Origin of the sequence: Pseudomonas sp. MWU12-2345 (assembly GCF_023242385.1) — a bacterium.
GTDB classification, from domain to species: Bacteria; Pseudomonadota; Gammaproteobacteria; order Pseudomonadales; family Pseudomonadaceae; genus Aquipseudomonas; species Aquipseudomonas gingeri_D.
This window is the reverse complement of record NZ_JALLJA010000004.1, coordinates 202,355-216,986: the sequence shown is the minus strand read 5'-3', so window position 1 is coordinate 216,986 and position 14,632 is coordinate 202,355. Positions and strand designations below refer to the sequence as shown.

Sequence of the window (14,632 nt, the reverse complement as noted above, 5' to 3'; positions counted from 1 at the left end):
TCCTCTACCAACCCGCAGGGTATGCACCATACCCGCCAGGGTGTCGTGCGTGCCCTGTTTCCGCCTCCCGGGAGAAACACCATGAACGACCTGTCCCAGGGCTCTCAAGCCCCTCTTTCATCCCTGACCATCGGCCTGACTGAATTCATTGATGAGTTCGGCGACGAGCTGCTGGACTCCCTCAACCGCTCCAATCCACCGGTTTATGCCGGCAACATAAACGCCAATCGCCAGCTGGTGATGGACGGACTCAAACGCCGTCCATTCCCAGCACAGGCCGATGTCGTGCAAGCGGTCTGCGCGTTACTGCTCGATCGCAACGAACAGGCCGCGATCATCAACGCCGAGATGGGCACCGGGAAAACCATGATGGCCATCGCCGTGGCGGCGGTCATGCACAATGCCGGATACCGCCGAACTTTGGTCATATCACCGCCGCACCTGGTCTACAAATGGCGACGCGAGATCCTCGAAACCTTACCGAACGCGCGTGTCTGGGTGCTCAACGGACCTGACACCCTGGTCAAATTGCTGAAGCTGCGTGACCAACTGGGCGATGCCTATGACGGACGACCGGAATTCTTCATTCTTGGGCGCGTGCGCATGCGGATGGGGTTTCACTGGCGCCTGGCGTGCTGGCCACGTCGGTCTGCCGGCGGACGCCTACTGGCTGGCTGCCCCGATTGCGGCCAGGTCCTGGAGGACCTGGAGGGCAATCTGATCACCCTGGATGAATTTCACCGAGAAGAACGCCGGCGAAGCTGTCCACGCTGCGCCGGCCCGCTCTGGACGCTGATACGCCCCGGGAAAGCGGACACCGGGTCCCGGCGCTCCACCATCCTGAAGTCAATGTGTCGGATCCCGACCATCGGCCCAGTCCGTGCAGAACGGTTGCTGAGCGACTTCGGGGAGGACTTCCTCGCATCGATGCTGATGGATAACGTCAGCGAGTTCATCAACCTTATGGACGCCACGGGCAACTTCATCTTCACCGACCGCCAAGCCAAGCGCATGGAGCGCGCCACTGCCAACATCGAGTTTGGCTTTGGCGAAGGTGGCTATCAACCCACCGAGTTCATCAAACGCTACCTGCCTGATGGTTTTTTCGACCTGCTGGTGGTGGACGAAGGGCATGAGTACAAGAACAGTGGATCGGCCCAGGGCCAGGCCATGGGGGTGTTGGCAGCGAAGGCGCGGAAAACCGTGCTGCTGACCGGCACCTTGATGGGCGGCTACGCCGATGATCTGTTTTACCTCCTGTTCCGGATCCTCACTCGAAGCATGATCGAGGATGGCTACCGACCGAACGCCCGGGGCAGCATGGCTCCGGCGGCCATGTCGTTCATGCGCGATCACGGCGTACTGAAGGATATCTACACCGAGCGGGACAACGAGTCGCACAAAACCGCCAAGGGCAAGAAGCTCTCGGTACGGACGGTAAAGGCCCCGGGCTTCGGCCCGAAAGGCATTCATCGTTTCGTGCTGCCCTACACCGTGTTTCTGAAACTCAAGGATATCGGCGGCAACGTGCTGACGGCGTACCAGGAAGAGTTCGTCGACATCGCCATGTCTGCTGAACAGGCCTCGGCCTATCAGCAACTGGCCGGGAAACTGACCCAGGCGCTTCGCCAGGCTCTGGCGCGGCGAGACACCACGCTGATGGGCGTGGTGCTCAATGTGCTGCTGGCCTGGCCGGACTGCTGCTTCCGACCGGAGATGGTCAAGCACCCGCGCTCCAGGGAAACATTGGCGCTCGTCCCTCCGATTTTCGGAGATGACGATCTGATGCCCAAAGAACAGGCGCTGGTTGAACTGTGCCTAGCGGAGAAAGCCAAAGGTCGCAAGGTACTGGCCTACACCGTCTACAGCGGAACCCGCGACACCACCTCACGCTTGAAACGGTTGCTGGACCAAGCCGGTTTGAAGGTGGCGGTATTGAGGGCTTCAGTTGACACCCAACGGCGCGAGGATTGGATTCTCGACCAGGTTGATCGCGGGATCGACGTGCTGATCACCAACCCGGAGCTGGTGAAGACCGGGCTGGATCTGCTGGACTTTCCGACCATTGTGTTCCTGCAGACGGGGTACAACGTCTACACCCTTCAGCAGGCAGCACGGCGGTCGTGGCGGATCGGGCAGAAGCAGCCCGTTCGGGTGGTATTCTTCGGCTACGCAGGCAGCTCGCAGATTACCTGCCTGCAGTTGATGGCCAAGAAGATCGCGGTGGCTCAAAGCACGTCGGGAGACGTGCCGGAGTCTGGGCTTGATTCGTTGAATCAGGATGGGGATTCGGTTGAGATGGCTCTCGCAAGGCAACTCATTGCTGCATAGCTCATAGCCACCTTCGGGTGGCTATTTTTTGACTATCTTATTAATATGATATCTTCAACTATAGCCCGAGGATACACAATGAAAACAGAACTATTTGAATCCTTGATAACACACCTTGGAAAGACATACCACGACTTAGTAAAGAGTCAACTAATAGAAAAAAACTCTCTTCGCCCCAGTCAATATGAGGATACAGAAACTTTTGAGATCGAATCAATCCTCGGACTCGAACTAGTTTTCTCACCAACGACATACCGTTTTGAAGAGCTATATGTGCGCCTGAGGAATGACACAGGCATTGACCTGCCAACATATACTGATCAACTCCCGGCACCACTTAATTCCATTAGAGAGCGCAAACATGCCCACCAGTTGCTTGGCAGCCCAATCTCGACCTCTGGCCTAACAGAATCTAAGAGCGATTTGTATCAGCTTGACCAAGGACTAAACCCTGCAGTGCAACTGAATCTGCAGTACGGAGTCGATTCAATCCTAAAGGTAATCGTCTTCTCACTGTATGGCGCATAATTCACCCGACCTACCACCCTACCACTAACTGAAATACATATTGTGGGTAGCCCAACACACATTCCAGTTCATCCTTCATGTTTGCCCCACCTTTGCGAAAATGGCTGCAAGAGCCGCGGTCGCCTGCGCGAGCCTGCTGCTGTGTTGCCGCTGACCGAAAACTGACCCAATAGGGGGCAGCTTTGCATCGGCACAGACACATATCAAAAGTCAGCGTTTGTTTGCTTTGGCTAGCACGTGGCTCCGGCGGGTAGGAGGAGCGGATGTTAGGAGGGGAAGGGAGGTGAGCAAACAATGCGGCATCCCATCATTTTTTTTCTGATGCAAAGTGATGTTTGAGTGTAGCCCGCAGGGCCGGGCTCCATCCCCACAGGCTACGAAAAAACACCACTATTTCAAATTGATTGCCTGCTCTATCCAGTCCGCGAGGTTCGCATCAATGTCGTTATAAGCGTCGGCTGCCTTAGGGTTGAAAACCAATGGTTTGACGACCTTGACTCCTATTTTGAATGTTGTCTGGTCGAAAGGGTTGGCGCCTTGAGTTGACTTGCCGGTGTTCGGGCATGAGAGGTTGTGGATATACACCCCCAGCAAAGCCTTGCCATCATCCCAGGCTTTCTTGATTTCATACTGAACCCAAGGGCGCTTGGACGTATCCTTGCCAATCAGTACCACGACGCAGGATTTGCCGCTCATGTTGTCGTTGATCCATTTCTTGATCGACGCATCACCAGCGTTTTTTACCTTTTCCCATTCGTTGACCGTGACTTCGGCGTTACCTTCAATGACCCCCATGTTGCGGATCTGCTGAACGCGCATTACGTCGTTGTCGAAATGGAAGCTGTAAAACACCTTACGTTTGGCCATGCTTATCTCCCTAGACGGTTAAGAATTGCGATGATCTTGCTAACGATCTCTTTGTGTTTTATCTGTGTATCGCAGATCTCTTCGATCAACGGAAGCATCCACTCGACACCTTGAAAGAGAACCGGTTTCTCGGAAATTTTTTTCCACACCGTTTGAGCTGCAAAGCCGGTGGCACCTACCGGGATAATGATGCAGCCCCTTTCTATCGCGATCTCTGCTTCACGAATGACGCCGCTGGCTTCGATGATCTTGCCTTCCACGTCGCGCTTGTTACCAAACACGAAGATGGCAACGCCTGTAAGACCGATCATGCGCTGACGGTACTGCTCCCATAGCTGTTTAAGGTCGGCAGTCTTCGTGGCCACCTGCGGAAATGGCCTCATTATCAATTGGTCTTCAGAGAATTTTTCAGGATTTGCGTAGATCGCTTCCAGCGCCCCATTGATCACAGCACTACCAACGCCCCAGCCAAAGCCATTCACAACACGCAGGTTGTTTTTGACTAGTGAGGCAGAAAGGGTATGTATGAACTCCTGAGCCTCCTGCTGGCCCCAGTCACCGAAGTCTTCGGCGCTACCAGATATGAACACTGTTTTTTTCAGGAAGCGGCTTTCGATTTCCTGCAGGATTGCAGGGACGTCCTCATAGTTGTCAATGAGCAGCGACTGGATGCCGTAACGCTTCAGGTCATCAACGCGAAGCTCCTGCTTCCGACGCTTATAGGCCTTGACTTCGTCGTCATCCTTGGGGTCGATGGGCTCGCGACGAACAAAGCAGTAGTGATTACGTTTGGTGGTAGTGTGGAGGCGGCTGAGGACGTAGTCTAGGTTCGGATCGGTGAAGCTAAACCCGATGAACAGAAAAGTCTTCGAGACAAGATCACCGCTCAAGGCCGTAACGAACGCCTCGTGCGTGCGGTAGTAACGCTCATACTGTTCTTTGTAAAGAACGGCGTCGTTAGGGTGATGGGCATCACCGTGCATCTTGTACACCACCGCATCCCGCTTAGGGCGGGTGGTGTTGAGTTGCGCAACGCTGTGTTTAACATCTGGAATCTTGTAGGCGCGTTTTAGCGCGTCCTCGACGAGAGTATCGTAGTTGGTCGTCCAGTACGTACGGACCGGCAAGCGAGCCAGAATTTCATGGGTTAATGATGGCTCAGCCTGTTCGGAAAATTCCTCGAGAATTTTTCGTGAGAGCTTCGCCGCCCCCTTGAGCTTGTTTACGTGATATTGGGCGAGAGAGATCAGATCATCCTCTTGCTCAATTTTCAGATCAAGCTCGTCGGCGATGTCTCGCAGCAGCTCCTTCCAGTCTACAAAACCGGCGCTCTTGGACATACCTGCACCAGCGAATACTGCGGCGTTGTCCTCACTCAAATCTTTAACAAATTCTTTGATAAACGAATTGATTTCACCTGAAAGCGCCATCTCTACTTCCTTGTGAGGAACATGCTTAAAAAAAAGGGACACAGCCACACACGTCACAGGACACAAGCGTGATACGACCTTTTTCGCTGCTGCTACACCGCTGAAGGCCTGTGCGCGTAGGAATGAGGCAGAAAACCTGTAACGGCCTTTTAGCATCACAGAGACTACCCCTCACCTCCAACTGGGCGCAACTGGCGTTTAGCATTTACGAGGGGCTCTTGTTGTGGTCTTAAAAAACCGTAGGGGCTGGAAAACCTATTTCCTACTGCACCAACTAGAGGGGTTTGAGAGGGTGTCCACGTTTCCGCGCGAGGACGCCCATGAACCTACCACGCCCTACTCGTACCACCCTGATTCTCAGTCTCTGCCTCATCGTCCTGGCAGGCCTGCTGGGCTACGAGCACCATCAACTATCCATACTCAACAACAGCCTGGCCTCTACCGCCGACAAGGATTCGCTCGATGCCATCCTGACGCGACTGGGCAAGGTCGACGAACGACTGGACGCCGTTGACGGCAAGCACCTAGTCTCCAACGATGATTTTCGTTCGGGTCAGCAGGCGCTATCCAACCGCATTGATGCCGTTCAGGCTTTCGCCAAACAAGCGACCGAGACAGCCCAGGACCTCTCTCGCAACGCTGCCTCCGCAGGCGAACTGGTCATGCTCAAGGCCAGTATCGAAACCGTCGACAGTCGCCTCCAGGAGCTGAGCAAGTCCCAGGTCAAGCCATCCCCCGAAGCGGCTCCTAAACCGAAGGCCGTTGCTCGAAAAGCACCTCCAGCGCCAAAGCCCCACTCCAGCGCCATCACGCCACAGACTCCGCCCTTCACCGTGGTCGGCATCGAATACAGGGGCGGTGAACGATTTCTATCCGTAGCGCCACCAGGTAGCACGCAGTTGAGCCAGATCTACTTGATCCGGCCGGGCGATGCCGTGGCGGGCACTGCATGGCGGCTCAACGCCCTGGACGGCACATCCGCGCGCTTCGACGTCGCCGGCACTCCGCAAACCGTAACCGTTGCGCAATAGGACCTCGACATGCATACCTCCATCACTTCCCACAGAAAAATGAATCATCTGGCCGCAATACGGTTCTTTACCGGTTTGGCCTCGCTCGCATTTGCCTATGGATGCCATGCTGCTCCAGCCCCTACAACGTCCACCGTACAGGCCTCCGTCGAGTCCAAGAGCACATCCGAAAGCAGTAACCAGACCGAGCTGGCCCGTGAGTGGGGCCTGACACCTCAGGAGTGGACCCGTTACCAGACCGTGATGGATGGCCCGCGCGGCATTTACTCGCCCGGCCTCGACCCGCTGACAGCTCTCGGTATAGAAGCCACCAGCGCTGAAGAGCGTCGACGATATGCTGAGCTGCAGGTACGGGCAGAGCGCCAGCGGATCGACAAGGAGTTAGCCTACCAGCGGGCCTATGACCAAGCATTCGCACGGCTGTACCCCAGCGAGAAGGTCATCCAGATCTCCTCATCCCCAAAAACGGCTCCTGCTGGTGGCCAACAGGCGCTGAAGAGCGATGGGCGCCTTGCCGTCTTTGTCCAAGACAACTGCACAACCTGTATCGCACGAGTAAAAGATCTCCAGGCACAGAAGCAGGCCTTCGACCTCTATTTCGTCGGCAGCCAGGGCGATGACGAGCGGATTCGTCGCTGGGCGATCCTCGCCGGCGTCGAACCGACCAACGTCCGTAATCGACAGATCACCCTGAATCATGATGCCGGTCGTTGGCTCGGTCTCGGCCTCGGCGGCGATCTTCCTGCAGTAGTTCGCGAGGTGAATGGGCAATGGCAACGACAGTAGCCCGGGCGGCAATGGCCGGCAGTCTGCTGCTGGCCAGCGCACTCGCCAGTGCGTCCGAGATTCCGCCACCGGCCTATCAGCTGATTGCCCGGCCGGCTGGCGTGCCTTCTGAGGTTCTGTACTCGGTTGCACTCCAGGAAAGCGGTACTCGCATCCGTGGCCAGATCGTCCCCTGGCCTTGGACACTGAACGTCGCCGGCGCCGGCTACCGCTTCGCTACCCGGAGCGATGCCTGCCGGGCGCTGATCATTGCCATCCAGACCGCCGGCCCTGCTCGGGTCGACGTCGGTCTGGGGCAAACCAACGTCGGAGCCAACGGACACCGCTATAGCAGCCCCTGTGAGGGGCTCGATCCGTACAAAAACCTCTCCGTAACCGCGCAGATCCTCGCTGAGCAAAAATCCAAAGGCGGCGACTGGATCACTGCGGCCGGGCGCTATCACCGCCCTGCCGGCGGCGAACCGGCAGCACGGTATCGCCGTGAATTTGCCAAACACCTCAGCCGTGTTACCGGCATCAACCTTATGGCGAACAACCCATGATGAAGCGACTGCTGAACCTCACAATTTTGCTATGCCTGACCTCGCCCTTGGCGGCAAATGCGGGCTCTCTGACGGTTGTCGAAGATCGAGGTGGTGTTTCCGCACTGCCCTACTACCAGGATCTGGTGCCAGAACCCGACGCTCAATCCGCCCCCTCACCGAACCCTGGCGTCCGCGGTGCCGGCGCCTTTCCTGTGCGCTCCCCTCAACTGACCCCCGGCGAAGCGCAGGGACGCGTGATCAATGCCCCGGGGCTCCAACCCATGTTTGTTGTGGGTGACGACGAGCGCTCCAAGGCCTGGCTCTCGCAGCGGCACAATCAACTGCAGCAAATGCAGGCCGTGGGACTGGTGGTCAACGTGGAGAGCGCCGAGCGCTTTGCCGAGGTACGCCGCTGGGCAGGTGATCTCCAGGTTGTACCGACGCCGGCAGATGATCTGGCTGGGCGCCTCGGCATCCACCACTACCCATTGCTGATCACTGCCACAGCCATTCAGCAGTAGGAGCGCCTGATGCCACCTCGGACTCTCACCATGGTGATCCGGCAGCCTGAAGATCCCCGGGCCTGCCAACTTCTCCTTGAGCAAGTGGCTCATGTGGTCTGGCTCTACGGTGGCCGCGTGACTTCGACTGAACATGGGGACGCCATCGCGCTCCGTCTGAAGCTTGCCGAGAAGCTCCCAGCCCATGAGGCCGAACAGGCCAGGCAGGAGCTGGCCAACCAGTTCCCTAAACGAATTCGACAACCGTAAGGATGTAGAACCATGGCCAGCACCTTCACCATCGAAGCGCTGCTTAGACCTGCCGTTGAGCTCTACACGGTACTGGTCTGTGTTACTGCGGCCCTACTGTGCGTCTTTGCGCCCTGGGCAATCGCCCTGACGCCTTTGTTCGGGGCGATCGCCGCTGCGGGGTTCCTGATGCTGGGCTACGTCCGTCTGAGACAGGCCCTGCTTGTGCTGCGCTATAGAAGAAACATCCGTCGCCTGCCGCACTACACGATGACAAGCAAAGACATACCGGTCAGCAACGAGCGCCTGTTCATCGGAAAGGGCTTCCGCTGGACGCAGAAACATACCCAGCGATTGATGGACACATATCTGCCCAAATACGCCGAGTATGTAGAACCGACGCATCTGTACCAGTTGGCTCGTCGTATTGAAGAGCGGCTTGAGTTCGCGCCCTTCCCACTCAAGCTGCTGACCAAGGCCACCGCCTGGGATGTTGCGCTGAACCCTGTCCGCCCGCTCCCGCCGGTTGGCGGGTTGCCCCGCCTGCACGGTATTGAACCCTACGAAGCAGACGTCAGCCTGCCTCTGGGTGAGCGTGTCGGGCATTCCCTCGTACTGGGCACAACACGGGTGGGTAAGACCCGTCTCGCCGAGCTGTTCATTACCCAGGACATCAGGCGAACTCGTAGAAGATCCCGACGTCGCGTTCAAATGGGACGTCGCGTACAGCTCGTCCATAGAAGCCAGCGCATTACAAAACAAGACGAAGAGATGAACCTCGACCGCGAGGTGGTGATTGTCTTCGATCCCAAGGGCGATGCCGATCTCCTGAAACGCATGTACATCGAGTGCAAGCGCGCTGGCCGACTGGACGAGTTCTACGTGTTCCACCTCGGATGGCCGGATCACTCTGCGCGCTACAACGCCGTCGGTCGCTTCGGCCGCATTTCCGAGGTTGCGACACGGATCGCGGGTCAGCTCTCGGGCGAAGGTAACTCTGCAGCTTTCCGCGAATTCGCCTGGCGGTTCGTGAACATCATCGCGCGCGCTTTGGTGGCCCTCGGTCGCCGGCCGGACTACGAGCAGATCCGCCAGCACGTAATCAATATCGACGCGTTGTTCGAAGAATACGCCCAGCAATACTTTGCTGAGCACGATCCCAAGGCCTGGGAAACCATTGTTGCGCTTGAGGGCAAGATTGATCGCAAGCAACTCAGCTTCGCAATGAAAGATCGGCCGCTGCGCGTGATTGCGATCGACATGTACGTCACACAAAAGCGCATCGCCGACCCGGTCATGGAAGGCCTGCGCTCAGCAGTTCGGTACGACAAGACGTACTTCGACAAGATCGTCGCGAGTCTGCTACCGCTCTTGGAGAAGCTAACCACGGGTCGTATCGCGGAACTGCTCTCTCCCGATTACATGGACCTGGATGACCCGCGCCCGATCTTCGATTGGATGCAGGTCATCCGCAAACGCGCAGTGGTCTATATCGGCCTGGATGCTCTCTCCGACACCGAGGTGGCCGCTGCCGTGGGCAACTCCATGTTCAGTGACCTTGTGTCGGTCGCTGGCCACATCTACAAATTCGGTATCGACGACGGCCTGCCCGGGGCCAAAAGCGGCAAGGTGGCGATCAACGTCCATGCAGACGAGTTCAACGAGCTCATGGGCGAGGAATTCATTCCTATGATCAACAAGGGCGGCGGTGCCGGCATGCAGGTCACCGCGTATACCCAGACCATGAGCGACATCGAGGCGAAGATCGGCAGCCGCGCGAAAGCTGGCCAGGTGATCGGTAACTTCAACAACTTGTTCATGTTGCGAGTGCGCGAGACCGCAACCGCCGAGCTGCTGACCAATCAGTTGCCGAAAGTTCAGGTGTTCACCAGCACGCTGGCAAGCAGCGCAAATGACGCGATCAACGGGAAGGCAGCATTCACTTCAAATACACACGACCAGGTCCAGAGCGTCAGCGTCCCGATGCTTGAACCCGCGCACATCGTCGGGCTACCCAAGGGGCAATGCTTTGCACTCATGGAAGGTGGCAACCTTTGGAAGATCCGCATGCCGTTGCCGGCGAACGACCCTGACGAGGTTATGCCCAAGGACCTCCAGGCCTTGGTCGAAGGCATGCGCAACAAAGGAGCTGGAACAAATAGCGACTGGTGGCAGGCGCCAGGGTTTCAGTCGCTGAACGAGTCGTTACCCGATGACCTGCTGGACGACTTCCGGCAGATGGCCAACGGCGAGCGAGCCGCATAAGCAAGCAGACGTAGAAACAGGGCACTTTCGGCCCATGGAACCAAACAGGGGAGCGATATGGCAATTTTGAGCGACGCATTACGGGAGCAAGTCGAGGCGCTGGGCTGGAAGGTGCCAAAGGGCGTGGAAATGCGTTTGCACGTTGTGCCTGTTGGGCAACTGCCGGGCCAGCGTGCATCGATCACCGTCATTGCCGAGAAAGGCACTGCTCCTGATTTGAGTTTTCTCCAGGAGCCGGGATTTTCGATCATGGCAAATGACGCGGCGGTGGCCGCTATCCAGTTCGCCCTGGACGATGATGACGGCATGCAGTTCCTGCGGCTTTGGAACGGGGGGGATTTCGATGTGATTCGCCGCGAGTGGCCCGAGGCTCCCGAGGAAGTTTTCATCGGCGCCGATCCGTTGCACAAACCCTCGAAGTAAGCAGGAAAAGCCATGGCCGACATCGCCGAGAAAGCCCAGCAGCAGCAGGAAGGTCAGAAAACCCTCCTGGGCATGTTGTTCTCGTTGCCCTTCCAGTTCATCGGGGTCATGTTCGGCTCCTTGATGGGCGCGATCCTGGTCGAATGGATATGCCTCTACGTGTTCTGGCCAGATGCCGGCTGGCAGCATGCACAGCAGATGTTCGAGCACGAACTGAGCTGGCTGTCCCAGGACTTGCTGCACAGCGTCGTCGTCCAAGAGCCTGGCCGAACCGCAACCTGGCTGGCTCAGCGGGTGTATGACTGGCTGATGGTGAAAACTGGCCTGCAGGACAGCATCAATGCGCTGACACAGTATGCCCGCACCACGTCTGCGCAGAAGGTGGGCTACTTCAACCTCCGCTACGAGATCGGCTGGGCGATGATCAAGTTCCAGGACTACGGCCTCGCAGCGCTTTATACCGTGCTGACCTTCTGCGTTCGCATGGTGATCCTGACGCTCACAATCCCGCTGTTTTTGATGGCAGCATTCACCGGCCTGGTAGACGGGCTGGTCAGGCGAGACCTGCGTAAATTCGGCTCAGGGCGAGAATCCAGCTACCTCTATCACAAAGCACGTGGAACGATTATCCCGATGGCGATTGTGCCGTGGACGATCTACTTGGCCATCCCCGTTAGCATCAGCCCACTGCTGGTCCTGTTGCCGTGCGCCGTCCTCCTGGGCGTGTCCATCTACATCACTGTTTCAAGCTTCAAGAAATACCTTTAGGAGTTGCAAATGCAGTGGACTCAAGAGCAGCATCCCATTATTCATTCGAACAGCGACAAGCTGCTGGTCCAGGCATTTGCAGGTACCGGGAAAACCACCACGCTGGTGGGCTACGCCAATCACCATGCGTCAGTAAAAATGCTGTACCTCTGCTACAACAAATCCGTCGAGCTCGCAGCCAAGGGGCGTTTTCCACGCAACGTCGTCTGCAAGACCGCCCACGGCCTGGCCTACGCGGTCTACGGCAGCCAATACACCGCCAAACAGGCGAATAACCTGCGCCTCACCGATATTGCCCGGGCAATCAACAGCCAGGACTGGGAACTGGTTCGCGACGTGCTCAGCACGCTGAACAACTTCATGGCCAGCGCAGACATGGAACTGAGCAGCGCACACTTCCCCCGATTCCAGGGGCAACGAATGCTGACCAGTGCCCAGCAGCGTTTTCTGACCAGCGCTCTGGGCGTTGCCCAGTCAATCTGGAGCCGGATGATTGACCTGCAGGACACCAGCGTCTCGATCACACACGACGGCTACCTAAAGCTATACCAGTTGAGCCGGCCAGACCTGAGTGAACGCTTTCAGGCAGTGCTCCTGGACGAAGGGCAGGACGTAAACCCAGTGATTGCGGACCTGGTGAAAACGCAACGCATCCGCAAAGTGACGGTTGGAGATCCTCATCAGCAGATCTACCGTTTCCGCGGCGCCGAGGACGCGCTCAACAGCGACTGGATGGCCGGTGCTGAACGCCATTACCTGACCCAGAGCTTCCGCTTCGGCCCCGGGGTTGCCCACGTGGCCAACGTCATCCTCTCTTACAAGGGGGAAACCCGGAAACTGGAGGGCCTTGGCCCCAACACGCGGATCAAGCGTGCCCTGCCGGAGGATCTCCCCCACCGCACCTTCATCCATCGCACTGTCACTGGTGTGATCGAGAACGCGTTACGGCTGGTCACCAGCCAGCCGAAAATCTTTTGGGTCGGGGGAATCGACAGTTACTCGCTACGCGACCTCGAGGACCTGTACTTCTTCAGCCGAGGCAGCAATCAGGAAGTCCAGAATCGGAAACTGTTGCGCGATTACCGGGACTTCGCCCAGTACGAAGAGATCGCGGAAGTCAGCCAGGACAGCGAGATGCTCCGATCGATCAAGATCATCGCGGCTTATCCCGACTTGCCTGAACGCATCCAGACGCTGCGCTCCCGCTCTGTGAGCAACGAGCTGGACGCCACAGTCACGCTGACCACTGGGCACAAGGCCAAGGGCCTCGAATGGGACTTCGTTAGCCTCTATGACGACTTCACCGCTGATCCACTCGCCCCAGATCTCGATCGTGGCCGTCGGGATGATGAACTGAATTTGCTGTATGTGGCCGTTACCCGGGCAATGAAGATCTTGGCATTGAACTCCATGGTGTTGTCGATCCTGCAGAGCTACGTCGATGCTCGTACCACTCCGCAGAAATCCCGCGCATAGCGACCACCTATTTTCGATTGCCCGCGCACCCACCGCGCTGAAAGTCTGTCGACTCCGAACATCGAGGTTGTTGACATGAGCCAGCAGGCATTCGAATACCACTCTGAATTCGCCCCACTTCTCTACCGCGTGAATACCAAAAACTTTCTTTTGTTCAAAACTGAAGAGCCGACAACCGAGCCAGACATCCAGGCCTTTCTGCAAGACCAGGAGCACAAGGAGCGTCTTGCCCGACTGGGCCGCGAGGGCTGGGAGCTGGTCAGCGTCCAGCCAGTGGTCAAGGGGGAAATCAAGATCGGCAACCACAATGCACAAGGGTGGGCGTATGGGATCGCTCTGCCCACCGGCTACCTGCTGTTCTTCAAACGTCTAATCCCCAGCGATTGATGGACTCGACGGAGCCGGAAGAAATCCATAACGAGCCGATTATGGATTTCTTGCGGCGAGCGCCTGGCTGAACCCGGCAAGCTGTTGGTAACAGGAATTACCAGAGCCTAGCCGTGAACCCGTATCAGTCCCTCACTGCACTCACTTACCGCCTTGCCCGAACAGGCCTGATCGCACTGCTTGGCTGCGGCTTGCACGTCCCCCATGCGTCGGCAGCCTCGGCATCCGAACAGGCGAACTTGGAAGTGATGATCCGCCAGTTGAACGCGCTGGAGGACACCGCCCGCCGCAGCGCGGCAGTCGCCGATGAACCAGGAAAGCGCTACTTCTTCGATTATCAGCGCTTCGCCGGTGACATCGAACACATCCGCCACGGCCTGGAAGGCTACTTGACCCCGAGTCGAGCCCAGCCACGCGACCCCGCCGAGATTTCTGGCGATTACACCCTGAAGCAAGGACGTAAACCGTGAGCATGAGCGGAGCCCAAACCACGGCCTTTCTGGCTGCTGGAGGATTCCCTGCGTCTGCCAGCTATATGTTCTTCGTTGGATGTGCCGTGGCCGTAACGTTTCTTTGGGGCGCCTGGGCGATCTACAGCTGCTACCGCGGCTGGGCAACCAACAACCTTGATAAATCCATCGCCGCCGCCTCAGTTGTTCGCATCCTGCTGCTCTGCATGATCATCACTTTTTTCCTACTCAGCTAACCCTATTGGAGTTCAACTATGTCTCGACTCAAACAAACTCTCTATGCCGTTGCAGGGTTGATCACGCTCCCACAACTGGCCCTAGCTGCACTGCCACAAGCACAGCCACCCACCCGTGGCCAAGGCAGCAACCTGATGCAAACAATGCAGAACTATGGTTTTGACGGCTTCATGCTGATCGGCTTGGCCATCCTAGGCGTGATGTTCCTCGGTGTCGCATGGCATGCATTCGGTGTTTATCACGAGATCCACGACGGCAAGAAGAAGTGGCGGGACCTCGGGGCCACCGCCTGCGTCGGGGTAGCGATATTGGGAATAGGTATCTACCTGGTCACCCAAGCCACCAGCATCTTGTAACGGG

At 57.4% G+C, this 14,632-nt stretch carries 17 protein-coding genes; 15 read left to right on the top strand and 2 right to left on the bottom strand.

Annotation, left to right across the window (positions count from 1 at the left end; all coding sequences use genetic code 11):
- Window positions 1–81 precede the first annotated feature (81 nt).
- Window positions 82–2,331, top strand: coding sequence for a DEAD/DEAH box helicase (locus M5C71_RS11265; RefSeq protein WP_248767847.1), 2,250 nt, complete (start codon window positions 82–84; stop codon window positions 2,329–2,331).
- A gap of 78 nt (window positions 2,332–2,409) precedes the next feature.
- Window positions 2,410–2,859, top strand: a complete 450-nt coding sequence (locus M5C71_RS11260; protein WP_248767846.1) for a DUF6392 family protein — start codon at window positions 2,410–2,412, stop codon at window positions 2,857–2,859.
- Between the two features lie 390 nt (window positions 2,860–3,249).
- Here the strand turns inward: M5C71_RS11260 and M5C71_RS11255 are convergent, their stop codons facing one another.
- Together M5C71_RS11255 and M5C71_RS11250 are read right to left on the bottom strand one after the other, a co-directional pair.
- The gene (locus M5C71_RS11255) at window positions 3,250–3,726 is read right to left on the bottom strand and encodes a TIR domain-containing protein (RefSeq protein WP_248767845.1); all 477 of its coding nucleotides are present in this window, start codon (window positions 3,724–3,726) and stop codon (window positions 3,250–3,252) included.
- Window positions 3,727–3,728: 2 nt separating this feature from the next.
- The gene (locus tag M5C71_RS11250; RefSeq protein WP_248767844.1) at window positions 3,729–5,156 is read right to left on the bottom strand and encodes an SIR2 family protein; all 1,428 of its coding nucleotides are present in this window, start codon (window positions 5,154–5,156) and stop codon (window positions 3,729–3,731) included.
- A gap of 320 nt (window positions 5,157–5,476) precedes the next feature.
- Between M5C71_RS11250 and M5C71_RS11245 the strand changes: the two genes are divergently transcribed.
- The 13 genes from M5C71_RS11245 (at window position 5,477) to M5C71_RS11185 (ending at window position 14,628) form a co-directional block, all read left to right on the top strand.
- Window positions 5,477–6,187 (top strand): methyl-accepting chemotaxis protein, encoded by a 711-nt coding sequence (locus tag M5C71_RS11245; RefSeq protein WP_248767843.1) that lies wholly within the window; start codon window positions 5,477–5,479, stop codon window positions 6,185–6,187.
- 9 nt (window positions 6,188–6,196) lie between these two features.
- A complete protein-coding gene (locus M5C71_RS11240; RefSeq protein WP_248767842.1) occupies window positions 6,197–6,973 on the top strand; it encodes a TIGR03759 family integrating conjugative element protein in 777 nt (258 codons plus the stop codon).
- Window positions 6,958–7,515: a lytic transglycosylase domain-containing protein gene (locus M5C71_RS11235; RefSeq protein WP_177099909.1), complete on the top strand. Its 558-nt coding sequence runs from the start codon at window positions 6,958–6,960 to the stop codon at window positions 7,513–7,515. The genes M5C71_RS11240 and M5C71_RS11235 overlap by 16 nt, the downstream gene beginning before the upstream one ends.
- Window positions 7,515–8,018, top strand: a complete 504-nt coding sequence (locus M5C71_RS11230) for an integrating conjugative element protein (protein WP_248767933.1) — start codon at window positions 7,515–7,517, stop codon at window positions 8,016–8,018. Before M5C71_RS11235 ends, M5C71_RS11230 begins: the two co-directional genes overlap by 1 nt.
- Before the next feature lie 9 nt (window positions 8,019–8,027).
- Complete coding sequence (locus M5C71_RS11225; protein WP_177099907.1) at window positions 8,028–8,267, top strand: hypothetical protein; 240 nt, start codon at window positions 8,028–8,030, stop codon at window positions 8,265–8,267.
- A 12-nt stretch (window positions 8,268–8,279) separates the two neighbouring features.
- Complete coding sequence (gene traD / locus M5C71_RS11220) at window positions 8,280–10,511, top strand: type IV conjugative transfer system coupling protein TraD (protein WP_248767841.1); 2,232 nt, start codon at window positions 8,280–8,282, stop codon at window positions 10,509–10,511.
- A gap of 57 nt (window positions 10,512–10,568) precedes the next feature.
- Window positions 10,569–10,934, top strand: coding sequence for a hypothetical protein (locus M5C71_RS11215; protein WP_248767840.1), 366 nt, complete (start codon window positions 10,569–10,571; stop codon window positions 10,932–10,934).
- 12 nt (window positions 10,935–10,946) lie between these two features.
- Entirely contained in the window at window positions 10,947–11,702 is a 756-nt protein-coding gene (locus M5C71_RS11210) for a TIGR03747 family integrating conjugative element membrane protein (RefSeq protein ID WP_248767839.1), read from the top strand.
- Between the two features lie 9 nt (window positions 11,703–11,711).
- Complete coding sequence (locus tag M5C71_RS11205; protein ID WP_248767838.1) at window positions 11,712–13,178, top strand: UvrD-helicase domain-containing protein; 1,467 nt, start codon at window positions 11,712–11,714, stop codon at window positions 13,176–13,178.
- 75 nt (window positions 13,179–13,253) lie between these two features.
- Window positions 13,254–13,565 (top strand): hypothetical protein, encoded by a 312-nt coding sequence (locus M5C71_RS11200; RefSeq protein WP_017124248.1) that lies wholly within the window; start codon window positions 13,254–13,256, stop codon window positions 13,563–13,565.
- Between the two features lie 167 nt (window positions 13,566–13,732).
- Window positions 13,733–14,035 (top strand): RAQPRD family integrative conjugative element protein, encoded by a 303-nt coding sequence (locus M5C71_RS11195; protein WP_218179635.1) that lies wholly within the window; start codon window positions 13,733–13,735, stop codon window positions 14,033–14,035.
- Entirely contained in the window at window positions 14,032–14,271 is a 240-nt protein-coding gene (locus M5C71_RS11190) for a TIGR03758 family integrating conjugative element protein (protein WP_248767837.1), read from the top strand. The genes M5C71_RS11195 and M5C71_RS11190 overlap by 4 nt, the downstream gene beginning before the upstream one ends.
- Before the next feature lie 18 nt (window positions 14,272–14,289).
- A complete protein-coding gene (locus M5C71_RS11185; RefSeq protein WP_177099885.1) occupies window positions 14,290–14,628 on the top strand; it encodes a TIGR03745 family integrating conjugative element membrane protein in 339 nt (112 codons plus the stop codon).
- Window positions 14,629–14,632: the final 4 nt, after the last annotated feature.

Bases quoted from the DNA above. Each gene is read 5' to 3' on its own strand.
- M5C71_RS11215 (WP_248767840.1), top strand. From the start codon at position 10,569: ATGGCAATTTTGAGCGACGCATTACGGGAGCAAGTCGAGGCGCTGGGC.
- M5C71_RS11225 (WP_177099907.1), top strand. From the start codon at position 8,028: ATGCCACCTCGGACTCTCACCATGGTGATCCGGCAGCCTGAAGATCCC.
- M5C71_RS11260 (WP_248767846.1), top strand. From the start codon at position 2,410: ATGAAAACAGAACTATTTGAATCCTTGATAACACACCTTGGAAAGACA.
- M5C71_RS11200 (WP_017124248.1), top strand. From the start codon at position 13,254: ATGAGCCAGCAGGCATTCGAATACCACTCTGAATTCGCCCCACTTCTC.
- M5C71_RS11240 (WP_248767842.1), top strand. From the start codon at position 6,197: ATGCATACCTCCATCACTTCCCACAGAAAAATGAATCATCTGGCCGCA.
- M5C71_RS11245 (WP_248767843.1), top strand. From the start codon at position 5,477: ATGAACCTACCACGCCCTACTCGTACCACCCTGATTCTCAGTCTCTGC.
- M5C71_RS11250 (WP_248767844.1), bottom strand. From the start codon at position 5,156: ATGGCGCTTTCAGGTGAAATCAATTCGTTTATCAAAGAATTTGTTAAA.
- M5C71_RS11205 (WP_248767838.1), top strand. From the start codon at position 11,712: ATGCAGTGGACTCAAGAGCAGCATCCCATTATTCATTCGAACAGCGAC.
- M5C71_RS11230 (WP_248767933.1), top strand. From the start codon at position 7,515: ATGAAGCGACTGCTGAACCTCACAATTTTGCTATGCCTGACCTCGCCC.
- traD (WP_248767841.1), top strand. From the start codon at position 8,280: ATGGCCAGCACCTTCACCATCGAAGCGCTGCTTAGACCTGCCGTTGAG.
- M5C71_RS11185 (WP_177099885.1), top strand. From the start codon at position 14,290: ATGTCTCGACTCAAACAAACTCTCTATGCCGTTGCAGGGTTGATCACG.
- M5C71_RS11235 (WP_177099909.1), top strand. From the start codon at position 6,958: ATGGCAACGACAGTAGCCCGGGCGGCAATGGCCGGCAGTCTGCTGCTG.
- M5C71_RS11210 (WP_248767839.1), top strand. From the start codon at position 10,947: ATGGCCGACATCGCCGAGAAAGCCCAGCAGCAGCAGGAAGGTCAGAAA.
- M5C71_RS11255 (WP_248767845.1), bottom strand. From the start codon at position 3,726: ATGGCCAAACGTAAGGTGTTTTACAGCTTCCATTTCGACAACGACGTA.
- M5C71_RS11265 (WP_248767847.1), top strand. From the start codon at position 82: ATGAACGACCTGTCCCAGGGCTCTCAAGCCCCTCTTTCATCCCTGACC.